Below are 12,789 nucleotides of genomic sequence, written 5' to 3'. Positions count from 1 at the left end.
ACGCTGCAAACGTACAGGAGGGAAATAGCAAACGGTCACAATTCCACGCGCGGCAAAATGACCGTTAGTGACCGTTTATGTGGATTTGACCGAACGCCGGGTGCGCATATCGCCCGGCGTAGGCTTTACAACGGTTTATGCGCGGTTTCCCTGGCGGCCAGCACCGCCCACAGCGTTATCAGCAGCGCAAAGACCACGTACAGCGACACCGCCATCGTACTGCCATAGCTTTTGAACAACGACGCGATGATCAGCGGCGCAAAGCCACCGCCGACGATACCGGCCAGGGTATAGGCCAGTGACGAGCCGGCGTAACGCACGCGGGTCGGGAACTGTTCGGTAACGAACGCCGCCTGTGGGCCATACATCGCGGCATGGATCAGTAACCCCACCACCACCGCCAGGCAAATCAGGACTGGCTGCGTGCTGTCCAGCAGTACAAAGAACACGAACGCCCACACCATCGCCGCCAGCGCGCCGCCAATATACACCGGACGCCGACCAAGCCGATCGGAAAGCGCACCAAACAGCGGTACCGTAAGCGCGTTACCCACCGCCCCAAGCATGGTAGCGGCCAACGCCAAGGGCCGCGGCAGGTTCAATACCGTGGTGACATAGGTCAGGGTAAACACCACCACCAGCGCATACAGCACGTCAGAGCCGATGCGTGAACCGCCGGCGATCAACAACGCGCGCTTATGCTGTGCGAACACTTCGCGCAGCGGCGCATGGGTCACGTCGCGGTTGGCCTCCAACTTGAGAAACGCCGGCGTCTCTCCCACGCCACGGCGTAGCCAGAGGCCAAATACCACCAGCACCAGACTCAGCAGGAACGGAATGCGCCAGCCCCATTGCTGGAAGTCGTCCGCCGTCATCGCCACGGTGACCAGCATGATAAAACCGGTACCGATCAACGATCCGCAGGACGGGCCGACCTGAGCGAACGACGCATTGCGCCCACGCTGGTGCGGTTTGCCATGCTCCATTGACAACAGTACCGCGCCGGCCCATTCGCCGCCCAGCGCAATGCCCTGAATAAAGCGCAGCGTCACCAGCAGCAGCGGACTCCAGATGCCCCAACTGGCATAGCCGGGCAGCAATCCCATCAACGCAGTGGTAATGCCCATCATCAGCAGCGTGGTAACCAACACGAAACGACGGCCAAGCACGTCGCCCAGGTGGCCAAAAACGATGCCACCAATCGGCCGCGAGACATAGCCGACCGCATAGGTGGAAAACGCCAGGATGGTGCCTACCAGCGGATCAAACGACGGGAAGAAGACATGATTGAAGATCAGCGCCGCCATGATGTTGTAAACGGTAAAGTCGTACCATTCCAGCGCGGTACCAATAGAGCTTGCCGCCGCCAGCTTGCCGGTATTGGGCACATCGGCGCTGCGGGCCGCCTCTGCGCCGATCGGGGTTTCCGTAGTAGAAGTGCTCATGATGCCAACTCCTGTGCAGTGAGTCGCCAGCTGAGCGCGTATTGCAGCGCAGCGTCCGGCGTAATATTCAGGGCAGCGCAAGCCTGGTCGGCAAGGCGTTGACCGGCCTGTACGCTGCTGCTTTCGATCAGCAGCATCGGCAGTAACCGGCGGTTTTCCGTGGTTTCTTTTGGCAGCGGCGTACTGAGTACCGCGTCGGGCAGCAACAGGCTGCTGCAGACAAATCCGGCGGCGCTGGCCAGTTCCTCGCCCAGTTGACGGGCTCGTTGCGTGAGCGCATCGCCTGTGCCGGGCTCCAGGGTGAGAATGCTCAGGTGGCTACCGCAGCCGATGCCGCTCAGCGCCGTCAGCGAACAGACGCGTCGCATCGGGTTGACCATCTTGTCCAGACAGGCCACTGACCATGGCGTCTGGCGCGTGAAGGCGGCGTGATACGCCGTTGAAGTAAAACTGTCGAGCGACACGGTTTTATACAAGCCGAGGTATTTACGCCCGCCCTGTAACGCCTGATAACGCGTACCGCTCAAAAAGCCGTCAATACGTACCCGTTCTTCTACGTGTTCCCGGTCGTACCATTGGTTGAAATCCGCCTCATCCTGCGCGGCGACGTCTGTGGCGACAAACAGCATTCCGTTAGGGGTTCCGGTCATGGAGATCTCCTGTTAGCTCAAAATGAGGCGAGCATGCCCGCCGTAATTCACGCGCCGGCAAGGCAACGCTCAATTGACAGCGCCCAACCCAGCAGCGCCTGGTCCTGCTGCGACAATCCCGCCACCATCAAACCGACCGGTGCGCTGCCGGGCTGTTGCATGGGTAGCGACACGGCGCAGCCATCAAGAAAATTGATTACCGACGGGTTACGCAACGCGGCACCGTTGACGCGGAAGTACAGCGCCTCATCCGCTTCCAGCTCGGCGATGGCCGGTGCGATAAACGGTACGGTGGGCATCAGCAGCGCGTCATAGCCTGCCAGCGTTGCCGTCACCCGCCGTTGCCAGTCGCCACGCTGTTGTTGCAGTCGCTGACGATCGCCCTCGCCCAGAGCCGCACCGCGACGAATGCGCGACAGCACCCGAGGATCGTAATCAGCCGCGTGCGAGGCGATCAGCGCCTGGTGCCATTGCCACGACTCCAGCGCGGTGAAACCGCCGCTGGCATTGATCGCCGACAGTTCGGCGAACTCGCTGCATGGCAGGGCGTCGATGCGGGCTCCCGCCTGCGTCAGACGCTGTAACGCGCGGTCAAATGCCGTCGCTACCGCGTCATCCAGATCATCAAGCACCAGCGTTTGCGGCACGGCGAACCGTGCCTGCGCCAGCGGCTGCGCTTGCGGTTGCAGCGCCCGTTCGGCGATCGCCGCATCCAGCGCGACACAGTCCGCCACGCCGTGAGCGATCACGCCAACGGAGTCCAGCGACGGTGACAGCGGCTGTACGCCAGCCATGTCGATGCGGCATGCGCTGGGCTTGTAGCCGGTCAAACCGCAAAATGCAGCTGGAATGCGCACCGAACCACCGGTATCGCTGCCAATCGCACCGAACCCCATACCATCGGCGACCGCCACCGCCGCGCCGGAAGAAGATCCGCCGGGGATCCGTTGCGCCGCTCGCTGCCATGGATTGGCCGGCGTGGCGTAGTGCGGGTTGATGCCCAGCCCCGAATAGGCAAATTCGGTCATATTGGTTTTACCGACGATCACCACACCGGCCAGCAGCAAACGCTCTACCACCGCCGCATGGCGTTGCGCCGGCACGGCATCGGCCAAGACGCGAGAGCCGCCGGTGGTCGCTTCATCGGCCACGTCGAACAGGTCCTTGATCGACACAGGCACGCCGTCCAACGGCGAAAGAGCATGCCCGGCCGCCCGCCGCCGATCGGATTCGGCCGCCAGCTGCTGCGCCCAGGCGTGGTAAACACGGATAAATGCGCGTGCACCCTCTCCTTGAGGATCATCGATACACGCCAGCGCCTCTGCCGTCAGCCGTCGAGAGGTGTATTCACCGCACGCCAGGCCGGCAGCGGCCTGTGACAAGGTCAGCTTTTTCATCACGCCACCACCGGTAATTCAATGCTTCGATAGGAGTGGCAGATACGGCGCCCCAGAATCTCGTCTACCAATTCCATGCGGAATTCCGCCGCCGGGCGAATACCACCAATCGCCGCCAGCGTGCCACAGGTCATCGCCAGTCCGTCACGCGGTAGCTGTGGTTGCGCCTGGTATTCCGGCAGTTGCTGGCCGGCCAGATAACGCTCCAGCAAGTCGCCCGGCGTGCGCAAGCTGGCCAGCGTTCCTTGCTGATACAAGCGGAACTCCCCCTGCTCTTTAATCCACGAGCGCAGAATCAACTGGTCCCAGTGCGGTGCTACCTCCTGCAATCGCCAGGCCGCCGTGGCAACTGGTTTGACGCAGAGCTGTTTCGACAGCGCCACGCTGTGCGCCTCCAACTCACGATCGGTATGATCGGAGGCCAGCGATACATACAGTTCGCCATGGTGGGTAAACACCAGCGGTTCGGCTTCGCCGGAACTGGCCGCGCCAATCACTTCGACGCTGTCGCACTGGCTAAGCTGGTTGGCCGCCACGCGATAAAACAGCGGCACTGCACTCGGTTGGGGCACCCCCAGCTCGGCCAACTCCCGAATATGGTGCAAAATGGCCTGCCGATCGCGTCCGGTCCAACCGGCAATTACCAGATGGTCAATCTCGACGTTCAGGGCGTCAGCCCCGCTAGAATCAGGTAAAGCGAAGGTCAGTTTCATGGCAGTCGTTCCTTTTGTTAAAATACTGTGAAATTTCACTATATCTTTAGTTACTCAATAAGCGATTTCCATGCCATATTTTTGTGTACTATGTCTAAAAACTTTTTTTGGTTGCAGGAGCAAAACGTGAAGACCGTGGATGCAGAAGACCGGGAGCGCCCGCCGATAGAGGAAGCAGGCCTGTCCCTGAACGAACTGGCCTATCGGCGCTTCAAGCAGGCGTTAGTGACCTTGAGCTATAAACCGGGTGAGTATTTGAATACCGCTCAGGTAATGAATGACTTGCAGATGGGCAGAACGCCGATCAATCAGGCGATCCACCGTCTGGCCAATGAAGGGTTATTGCAGGTGATCCCACGCAAGGGGGTGATGGTCGCACCTTTGTCGATTGATGATGCATTGGAACTGATCGAAGTCCGACTGGCCAACGAATTGCTGTGCATGCGCCTGGCCAGCAAGCGCGCTACCGCGGCACAAGTGGCCGGGCTCAGCGCGCTCAATCAGCAAATTGCCGCCGCCTGTCAGGCCCGCGATCGGGTGCGCATGATGATGTTGGACAATGAATTCCATCAGGCGCTGGCACAGATAGCCGGCAATGCCATGCTGGCCGACATCCTGAGCGTGCTGCACGCGCGCGCGCAACGCTTCTGGGCAACCTCGCTGTCAAAGGAAGGTCATATGCAGGAGGTGATTGAAGAGCACCGCGCTATCATCGACGCACTGGCCCAACAGGATACCCAGGCGGCGGAATCGGCGGCGCAGGCGCACATTCTGTCCTTCCGCAGCGCGCTGTTGCACGATGCCTGATGGCTCAGCGACCGCCGCCGGCGTCGATAAAACTGCCGGTGACGTAGGAAGCGGCATCTGAAAGCAGCCAGGCGATGGCCTGCGCTATTTCTTCCGGTTGGCCGCCACGCTGCATCGGCAACAGGCTTTTTACCCGCTCGACGCGCGCTGGCTCTCCACCGCTGGCATGCATGTCGGTATAAATGGCGCCTGGCCGCACGCTATTGACGCGGATCCCCTGCGCCGCCACCTCGATCGCCAGCCCGGTAGTCAAGGTATCCTGCGCCCCTTTCGAGGCGGCGTAATCGACATATTCCCCCGGAGCTCCCAACCGCGCCGCGCCAGAGGAAACGTTGACAATCGCCCCGCCCTGCCCGCCGTGGCGTAATGCCATGCGTTTTACCGCTTCGCGACAACACAGAAAACTGCCGGTGACGTTGGTGGCCAGCACGCGGTTGATGCGCTCTGCGCTCAGGTGTTCGATGCTGGTCTGCTGAAACAGAATGCCGGCGTTGTTCACCAGCGCACTGAGGGTACCAAGCTCGGCGTCCAGCCGGGAGAACATCGCCACGACCTCGCTCTCCTGCGCAATATCCGCCTGTAACGCCAGCGCTCGGCCGCCAGCGGCAAGCACCTGGTTCACCACCTGCTGCGCCGCTGCCTCATTGGTCAGATAGTTAACCCCTACCGCATAGCCCTGGCGGGCCAGCAATAACGCCGTCGCGCGGCCAATACCCCGGCTGGCGCCGGTAATCAATGCAACTTTTGTCATATCACTTCCCGTTACGGACGAGGTAAAAAACTTGCCGCGGTGTTTGGCAAAACGGTCAGCGCCGCTCACCCGGCGGGGGATTCTGACGCCACACGATGGTGCTCAAGGGATTTATCGTCTGGAAAATCAACAAATTAAATGCTACTTTTGCCGATTATCCACCCCTTGCGCGAGCTAACCAACATGGCCACGTTGACTATGCTATCACGGCATCAGCTCGATCTGCTGTGGCAGATCGACCGCAGTGAAGTAATCACCACTCTGTATCGGCTACAGGACGGTGAACTCCAGCCTTATGCTGCCTATTACGACGTACGCGGCTGGGATCCTCACGATCTTGAGATCTATACGCCAATTCATCAGCAGAGTTTTGAGCGCGGCGGTGCGTTTTTCGCCCTGTTCGAACACGACACCATCGTGGCGGCAGCAGCGCTTGATACCGTGCCTCGCGGGCCACAGCAGGATCTGCGCCAGCTGCTGTTCTTTTACGTCAGCGCACAGCGGCGCGGTCAGGGATTGGGTAAGATTCTGTTCCAGCAGTGCCTGGCGCAGGTACAGCAGGCCGGCGCTGCCGGTTTGTATATTTCGTCGATTGCCAATAAAAATACCGTCGACTTTTATCTGGCACAGGGATGCCGGTTGCTGACCTCTCCCGACGCCGAGCTGTTTGCCCGCGAGCCCGAGGATATTCATCTGGCCTGTTATTGCCGCCCACAATAAAAAAAGGGACGCCGTAAATGCGGCGTCCCCGTTTAATCGATGTTAATCGAATCGGTTATTGATAATCGCCGATCGGCACACAGGAACAGAACAGATTACGGTCGCCATAAACGTCATCAAGGCGCTTCACGGTCGGCCAATACTTGTTCTCGCGCACCGCGGTCGACGGGAATACCGCCAGTTCGCGGCTATAGGCATGTTGCCATTCGCCAACCAGCTCCGCCTGCACGTGTGGCGCATTGACCAGCGGGTTGTCGTCCAGCGGCCATTCGCCCTGCTTCACACGTTCGATTTCTGCACGGATCGCCAGCATCGCGTCGATAAAACGATCCAGTTCGACTTTGCTTTCTGACTCAGTCGGCTCCACCATCAGCGTGCCGGCGACCGGGAACGACATGGTCGGCGCGTGGAAGCCATAGTCGATCAGGCGCTTGGCGATGTCCATTTCGCTGATGCCGGTTTCGTCCTTCAGTGGACGAATGTCGAGAATACATTCGTGCGCTACGCGGTGGTCGCGGCCGGTATACAGCACCGGATAGGCATCCTTCAGGCGGGTAGCGATATAGTTGGCGTTGAGGATCGCCACCTGGCTCGCCTGTTTCAGCCCTTCTGCCCCCATCATGCGAATGTACATCCAGCTGATTGGCAAAATCGATGCGCTGCCGAACGGCGCCGCAGAAACCGCCCCCTGCTGGGTGGTTACGCCGTCGATTTGCACCACACTGTGCCCCGGAACAAACGGTGCCAGATGCGCCTTGACGCCGATTGGCCCCATGCCCGGGCCGCCGCCACCATGAGGAATGCAGAAGGTTTTATGCAGATTGAGGTGCGATACATCCGCGCCGATGTAGCCCGGCGTGGTGATACCCACCTGCGCATTCATGTTGGCGCCGTCAAGATAGACCTGGCCACCGAACTGATGCACGATTTGGCACACTTCGCGGATGGTTTCTTCGTACACGCCGTGGGTCGACGGATAGGTCACCATAATACAGGACAATGCTTCGCCCGCCTGCTCCGCCTTGACGTGCAGGTCATGCAGATCGATGTTGCCGTTCTTGTCGCAGGCTACCACTACCACGCTCATGCCGGCCATTTGCGCCGACGCCGGGTTGGTGCCGTGCGCCGAGCTTGGGATCAGACACACGTGGCGGCCGGCTTCGTTACGGCTTTCATGATAGCGGCGTATTGCCAGCAGGCCGGCGTATTCGCCCTGGGCGCCAGAGTTCGGCTGCATGCAGATGGCGTCATAGCCGGTCAGTTGCACCAGCCACTGGGACAGTTGGCCAATCATCTGCTGATAGCCCGCCGCCTGTTCTGCCGGGCAGAAAGGGTGCATGTCGGAAAACTCGGGCCAGGTGATCGGGATCATTTCCGCCGCGGCGTTCAGCTTCATGGTGCAGGAGCCCAGCGGGATCATCGCCTGGTTCAGCGCCAGATCCTTGCGCTCCAGACGATGCATATAACGCATCATCTCGGTTTCGCTGTGGTAGCTGTTGAACACCGGATGGCTGAGGATCGGATCCTGACGCAGCATCGCCGCCGGAATCGATGCGCTCGCGCTGCTAACCGCCGCGTCCAGCGCGTCAATGTCCAGGCCATGGTCGTCGCCGGCCAATACGGCAAACAGCGTTTGCACGTCTTCGCGCGAGGTTGATTCGTCAAGGGTAATGCCCACCGCACCGTGAATGTCGGTACGCAGGTTGAGGCCAAAGCCTAACGCGCGATCCAGCACCGCCGCCTTGTCCTTGACGTCAACGGTCAGGGTGTCGAACCAGGTGGCATGGCGCAGCGTCAGGCCGGCCTGCTGCAACCCGGCAGCCAGAATGTCGGTCAGACGATGAATGCGCTCGGCGATGCGCTGCAGGCCTTGCGGACCATGGTACACCGCATACAGGCTGGCGATGTTGGCCAGCAGCACCTGCGAGGTACAGATGTTCGAGTTGGCCTTTTCACGGCGGATATGTTGCTCACGGGTCTGCATCGCCATGCGCAGCGCGGTATTACCGGCGGCATCGCGTGAAACGCCGATGATACGGCCCGGCATCGAGCGTTTGAACTCATCGCGGCAGGCAAAGAACGCTGCATGTGGACCGCCGTAGCCCATTGGCACGCCAAAGCGCTGCGCAGAACCGAATACCACGTCGGCGCCCTGTTTGCCCGGAGCGGTCAGCAGCACCAGCGCCATGATGTCGGCTGCAACGCTGGTGATGATTTTGCGCGACTTCAGTTCAGCCAGCAGCGCGCTGTAGTCGTGCAGTTCGCCGGTGGTGCCGACCTGCTGCAACAGCACGCCGAACACGCCCTCCAGTTCGAGCACTTTTTCGGCTTTGTCGACGACCACTTCAAAATTGAAGGTTTCGGCACGGGTACGCACCACGTCCAGCGTCTGCGGATGCACGTCGTCCGCCACAAAGAAGCGGTTGGCATCCTTCAGTTTGCTGGCGCGCTTGGCCAACGCCATCGCTTCGGCGGCAGCGGTCGCTTCGTCCAGCAGCGAGGCGGACGCCAGGTCGAGGCCGGTCAGGTCCAGCGTCACCGTCTGGAAGTTCAGCAGCGCTTCAAGCCGCCCCTGCGACACTTCCGGCTGATACGGGGTGTAGGCGGTGTACCAGCCCGGGTTTTCCAGCATATTGCGCAGGATCACCGGCGGCGTCAGTACCGAACTGTAGCCCATGCCGATATAGGATTTGTAGCGCTGATTCTGACCGGCAATAGCCTTCAGCTCGGCCAGCGCCTGATGTTCAGTGACCGCGTCGCCAACCGGCGGCGGCCCCGGCAGTTGAATGTCTGCCGGCACAATCTGTTGGATCAGCGCGCTGAGCGAGCGTGCGCCCACCGCTGCCAGCATCTCCTGCTGTTGTTGCGCAGAAGAGCCGATGTGGCGTTCGATGAACGCTTCGCTGTGTTCAAGTTGGCTGAGTGTCTGAGTCATTGCTACAAATTCCTGAATGCTTGCGTGGTACGGGATATAGCGCGAACTAAAACGCCCCGGTCGGCAGACCTGGGGCGTGGTGGTGATTATTCGTCGATCGACGCCTGGTAACCGGCGGCGTCCAGCAACTCACCCAGCTCGCCGGTATTGGAGGCTTTGATGCGGAACAGCCAGCCGCTATCATAGGGCTCGCTGTTGACCAGCTCCGGCGAACCATCCAGCGCGTCGTTGACCGCGATGATTTCACCGCTGATTGGCGCATAGATGTCGGACGCAGCCTTCACCGATTCCGCTACCGCGCAGTCGTCGCCTGCCGCAACGGTTGTGCCGACTTCAGGCAGATCGACGAATACCATATCGCCCAACAGTTCCTGTGCGTGTTCGGTGATGCCCACCACGTACTCGCCGTTGCCTGCGTCGCGCACCCACTCGTGAGAGGTTGCGTATTTCAATTCTGTTGGTACATTGCTCATCGCCCGAACTCCTTCAAAATAAATAATGTCTCCGCGTGTCCCACACCACGTTATCACCGACGGCGTAAATTCAGCGGAATAACCAATAATAATTTAGTTTATCAATGATTTGCCGGCACGAACAAAACCAGGCTTGGTCACTTTGACCGGCATCTCACGGTTGCGGATCTGCACGATGGCCTGCTCGCCGATGCCGGCCGGCACGCGCGCCAGCGCAATGCTGAAACCAAGCGTGGGCGAAAACGAACCGCTGGTGATAATCCCTTCGTGGATCTGACCGCCCGCGTCGCTGAAACGCACCGGCAGCTCATTACGTAATACGCCTTTTTCCGTCATGATCAAGCCGACCAGTTGCTCGGTGCCCTGCTCACGCTGCTGTTCCAGTGCGTCGCGCCCGATGAACTGGCGATCCTGCGGCTCCCAGGAGATGGTCCAGCCCATGTTGGCCGCCAGCGGAGAAACGCCTTCGTCCATTTCCTGCCCATACAGATTCATACCGGCTTCCAGGCGCAGCGTATCGCGCGCGCCCAACCCGGCCGGCTTGACGCCCGCGGTCAGCAGCTGCTGCCAGAACTCGGCGGCCTGCGCCTTGGGCAACGCAATCTCGTAACCGGCTTCGCCGGTATAACCGGTGGTGGCAATAAACAGATCGTCGGCCTGAACGCCGAAGAACGGCTTCATGCCCTCAACGGCCTGCTTTTGCTGCGTGCTGAACAGGGTGGCGGCACGTTCTTTGGCCTGCGGCCCCTGCACGGCGATCAGCGCCAGATCGTCACGCACCGTCAGCGCAACGCCGTACGGCGCCGCATGTTGTTCGATCCAGGCCAGGTCTTTGTCGCGGGTAGCGGAGTTCACCACCAGGCGGAAATAGTCTTCGGTGAGGAAATAAACGATCAGATCGTCGATCACGCCGCCGGAAGCGTTAAGCATCCCGGTGTACAGCGCCTTGCCAGGCTGGGTCAGCTTGGCAACGTCGTTGGCCAGCAGATAACGCAGAAATTCGCGGGTACGCGCGCCGCGCAAATCGACAATGGTCATGTGGGAGACGTCAAACATACCGGCATCCTGCCGCACGGCGTGGTGTTCATCAATCTGGGAGCCGTAGTGCAACGGCATCATCCAGCCGTGAAAATCGACCATACGCGCACCGCACGCCAGGTGCTGGTCGTACAGTGGGGTTTGCTTTGCCATCTTATCCCTCTCCACAATGATTAACCGGGCATCAAATGCCGCGCAGAACGTTGCCAAAAAGCCGGTAAACCGCCGCGACGCAAACGATACCTTTTACCCGAACTTATCACCGAACGACCACATTAACCATAAGTTAAAATAGGCTCAGGCCGTTCGACGAGCGTTAAAATGCCGCGCTAGTGTGCAGAGTTTTTCACTGGAAAAATGCGCCTCATGGCACAAAACCAACAATTAAAGTGGCAAAAAGACGATGTTATATAACAAATGCGCCATAGCTGGCGGAATTTTGACTTTTGACAATCGAGCGTTGAATTAGAAAAAGTAATGCAAAAATTTGGGTGAAATTAGTTTATTTCAAATGAAGGGGATAATAAGCAAAGTTTATGACGCCACGGTATTTTGCCGATGAAAACAGCGTGGCAGTCGAGAAAAGAACAGCGCGGATTTTGCCGGCAGCCGCCGGCCAGCACAGCCGGACGGCTAGGCCAGCCACTCTGGCAGGTCATTGAGACCCATCGCCTGACGCACCAGTTTCGGCTTCACGCCCGGCAGGCTGTCTGCCAGGCGCAACCCCAGATCGCGCAGCAGTTTCTTGGCCGGGTTGTTGCCGTCAAACAGTTCACGGAAGCCCTGCATGCTGGCCAGCATCACCGCCGCACCATGCTTGCGGCGGCGCTCATAGCGGCGCAGATACAGGTGCTGACCAAGATCCTTGCCCTGGCGTTGCAGACGCTTCAGCTCGGAGATCAACTCCGCCGCGTCCATAAAGCCCAGGTTGACCCCCTGCCCGGCCAACGGGTGCACGGTATGCGCCGCATCGCCCACCAGCGCCAATCGGTGGCCGGCAAAATTACGCGCATAGCGGCCGATCAGCGGGAAGGTCAGCCGTTCACTTTCCACTGAGCATGCCCCGAGACGCATGTCAAAGGTGATGCCCAGCTCGCGGTTGAACCGTTCCGGCGGCAACTGTTGCAAGCGCTCGGCTTCTTCCGGCGCCACCGACCAGACGATCGAACACAGATGCGGATCGCTGAACGGCAGAAACGCCAGAATACCGTCGCCGTGGAACACTTGCCGCGCGGTCGCCTGGTGCGGCTCGGCGGTGCGGATGGTGGCGACCAGCGCGCTGTGGCGATAGTCCCAGAAGGTCAACGGGATATCGGCATGCTGACGTAGCCACGAATGGGCACCGTCGGCCCCCACCACCAGCCGGGCGCTCAGCATGCGGCCGTCGTCCAGCGTGATGAACGCGTCGTTTTCGCCCCACGCTACCTGTTTCAACGCCGCCGGGGTAATCATGGTCAGATCCGATGATGCCTGTGCCTTACGCCATAACACCTGCTGGATCACGTCGTTTTCAATAATGTGGCCAAGATGACTGAATCCGCACTCATCGCCGCTGAAGGCAATTTTGCCAAAGCTGTCGCGATCCCACACTTCCATCGCGTTATACGCGCTGGCGCGCAGTTGCATAATCTCATCCCATACGCCTATCTGTTGCAGCAGGCGTTCGCTGGCGGCGTTAATGGCGGAAACGCGCAGTGCCGGCCGTTGCGGCGGCGGTGACATGTCCGGCTGATGGTGCTCCAGCACCGCAACCCGCAGGCCACTCCCCTGCAAGCCGCAGGCCAATGCCAGCCCGACCATACCGCCACCGGCGATAACCACATCAAATGATTGCATGCTGCTTGATTCCTTAAAAACGCA

The 12,789-nt window shown here is 60.0% G+C and carries 11 protein-coding genes; 2 read left to right on the top strand and 9 right to left on the bottom strand.

Annotated elements, in window-relative coordinates:
* Positions 1–125: 125 nt before the first annotated feature.
* From NYE85_RS08745 to NYE85_RS08730, 4 genes are read right to left on the bottom strand one after another with little or no spacing between them, the layout of a single operon-like run.
* Positions 126–1,445 (bottom strand): MFS transporter, encoded by a 1,320-nt coding sequence (locus NYE85_RS08745; protein ID WP_259004353.1) that lies wholly within the window; start codon positions 1,443–1,445, stop codon positions 126–128.
* Positions 1,442–2,095, bottom strand: a complete 654-nt coding sequence (locus NYE85_RS08740) for a DUF4286 family protein (RefSeq protein WP_259004352.1) — start codon at positions 2,093–2,095, stop codon at positions 1,442–1,444. Before NYE85_RS08740 ends, NYE85_RS08745 begins: the two co-directional genes overlap by 4 nt.
* Positions 2,096–2,142: 47 nt before the next feature.
* The gene (locus tag NYE85_RS08735; protein WP_259004351.1) at positions 2,143–3,492 is read right to left on the bottom strand and encodes an amidase; all 1,350 of its coding nucleotides are present in this window, start codon (positions 3,490–3,492) and stop codon (positions 2,143–2,145) included.
* A complete protein-coding gene (locus NYE85_RS08730) occupies positions 3,492–4,205 on the bottom strand; it encodes a DUF2848 domain-containing protein (RefSeq protein ID WP_259004350.1) in 714 nt (237 codons plus the stop codon). Before NYE85_RS08730 ends, NYE85_RS08735 begins: the two co-directional genes overlap by 1 nt.
* Positions 4,206–4,295: 90 nt before the next feature.
* Here NYE85_RS08730 and NYE85_RS08725 point away from each other — a divergent pair, with 90 nt between their 5' ends.
* A complete protein-coding gene (locus NYE85_RS08725; protein WP_259004349.1) occupies positions 4,296–5,012 on the top strand; it encodes a GntR family transcriptional regulator in 717 nt (238 codons plus the stop codon).
* A gap of 4 nt (positions 5,013–5,016) precedes the next feature.
* Here NYE85_RS08725 and NYE85_RS08720 read toward each other — a convergent pair whose 3' ends face one another.
* On the bottom strand, positions 5,017–5,763 hold the full coding sequence (locus tag NYE85_RS08720) for an SDR family oxidoreductase (protein WP_259004348.1): 747 nt from the start codon (positions 5,761–5,763) through the stop codon (positions 5,017–5,019).
* Between the two features lie 183 nt (positions 5,764–5,946).
* Here NYE85_RS08720 and NYE85_RS08715 point away from each other — a divergent pair, with 183 nt between their 5' ends.
* The gene (locus NYE85_RS08715) at positions 5,947–6,483 is read left to right on the top strand and encodes a GNAT family N-acetyltransferase (RefSeq protein ID WP_259004347.1); all 537 of its coding nucleotides are present in this window, start codon (positions 5,947–5,949) and stop codon (positions 6,481–6,483) included.
* Between the two features lie 55 nt (positions 6,484–6,538).
* Here NYE85_RS08715 and gcvP read toward each other — a convergent pair whose 3' ends face one another.
* The 4 genes from gcvP to ubiI all read right to left on the bottom strand — a co-directional run bounded on the left by gcvP (position 6,539) and on the right by ubiI (position 12,765).
* On the bottom strand, positions 6,539–9,418 hold the full coding sequence (gene gcvP / locus NYE85_RS08710; RefSeq protein WP_259004346.1) for an aminomethyl-transferring glycine dehydrogenase: 2,880 nt from the start codon (positions 9,416–9,418) through the stop codon (positions 6,539–6,541).
* Positions 9,419–9,504: 86 nt separating this feature from the next.
* Complete coding sequence (gene gcvH / locus NYE85_RS08705) at positions 9,505–9,891, bottom strand: glycine cleavage system protein GcvH (RefSeq protein WP_259004345.1); 387 nt, start codon at positions 9,889–9,891, stop codon at positions 9,505–9,507.
* 93 nt (positions 9,892–9,984) lie between these two features.
* Entirely contained in the window at positions 9,985–11,082 is a 1,098-nt protein-coding gene (gcvT, locus tag NYE85_RS08700; RefSeq protein ID WP_259004344.1) for a glycine cleavage system aminomethyltransferase GcvT, read from the bottom strand.
* 480 nt (positions 11,083–11,562) lie between these two features.
* On the bottom strand, positions 11,563–12,765 hold the full coding sequence (gene ubiI / locus NYE85_RS08695) for an FAD-dependent 2-octaprenylphenol hydroxylase (protein ID WP_259004343.1): 1,203 nt from the start codon (positions 12,763–12,765) through the stop codon (positions 11,563–11,565).
* Positions 12,766–12,789: the final 24 nt, after the last annotated feature.

Source organism: Serratia sp. AKBS12 (assembly GCF_024793895.1).
GTDB lineage: Bacteria > Pseudomonadota > Gammaproteobacteria > Enterobacterales > Enterobacteriaceae > Serratia_F.
Note: the sequence above shows the minus strand (reverse complement) of the source record. Positions and strands in the feature narration are given on the sequence as shown.

Excerpts from the sequence above, each read along its gene's own strand:
- NYE85_RS08715 (WP_259004347.1), top strand. The coding sequence starts at position 5,947 with ATGGCCACGTTGACTATGCTATCACGGCATCAGCTCGATCTGCTGTGG.
- NYE85_RS08745 (WP_259004353.1), bottom strand. The coding sequence starts at position 1,445 with ATGAGCACTTCTACTACGGAAACCCCGATCGGCGCAGAGGCGGCCCGC.
- ubiI (WP_259004343.1), bottom strand. The coding sequence starts at position 12,765 with ATGCAATCATTTGATGTGGTTATCGCCGGTGGCGGTATGGTCGGGCTG.
- NYE85_RS08725 (WP_259004349.1), top strand. The coding sequence starts at position 4,296 with ATGTCTAAAAACTTTTTTTGGTTGCAGGAGCAAAACGTGAAGACCGTG.
- NYE85_RS08720 (WP_259004348.1), bottom strand. The coding sequence starts at position 5,763 with ATGACAAAAGTTGCATTGATTACCGGCGCCAGCCGGGGTATTGGCCGC.
- gcvH (WP_259004345.1), bottom strand. The coding sequence starts at position 9,891 with ATGAGCAATGTACCAACAGAATTGAAATACGCAACCTCTCACGAGTGG.
- NYE85_RS08735 (WP_259004351.1), bottom strand. The coding sequence starts at position 3,492 with ATGAAAAAGCTGACCTTGTCACAGGCCGCTGCCGGCCTGGCGTGCGGT.
- NYE85_RS08740 (WP_259004352.1), bottom strand. The coding sequence starts at position 2,095 with ATGACCGGAACCCCTAACGGAATGCTGTTTGTCGCCACAGACGTCGCC.
- NYE85_RS08730 (WP_259004350.1), bottom strand. The coding sequence starts at position 4,205 with ATGAAACTGACCTTCGCTTTACCTGATTCTAGCGGGGCTGACGCCCTG.
- gcvT (WP_259004344.1), bottom strand. The coding sequence starts at position 11,082 with ATGGCAAAGCAAACCCCACTGTACGACCAGCACCTGGCGTGCGGTGCG.
- gcvP (WP_259004346.1), bottom strand. The coding sequence starts at position 9,418 with ATGACTCAGACACTCAGCCAACTTGAACACAGCGAAGCGTTCATCGAA.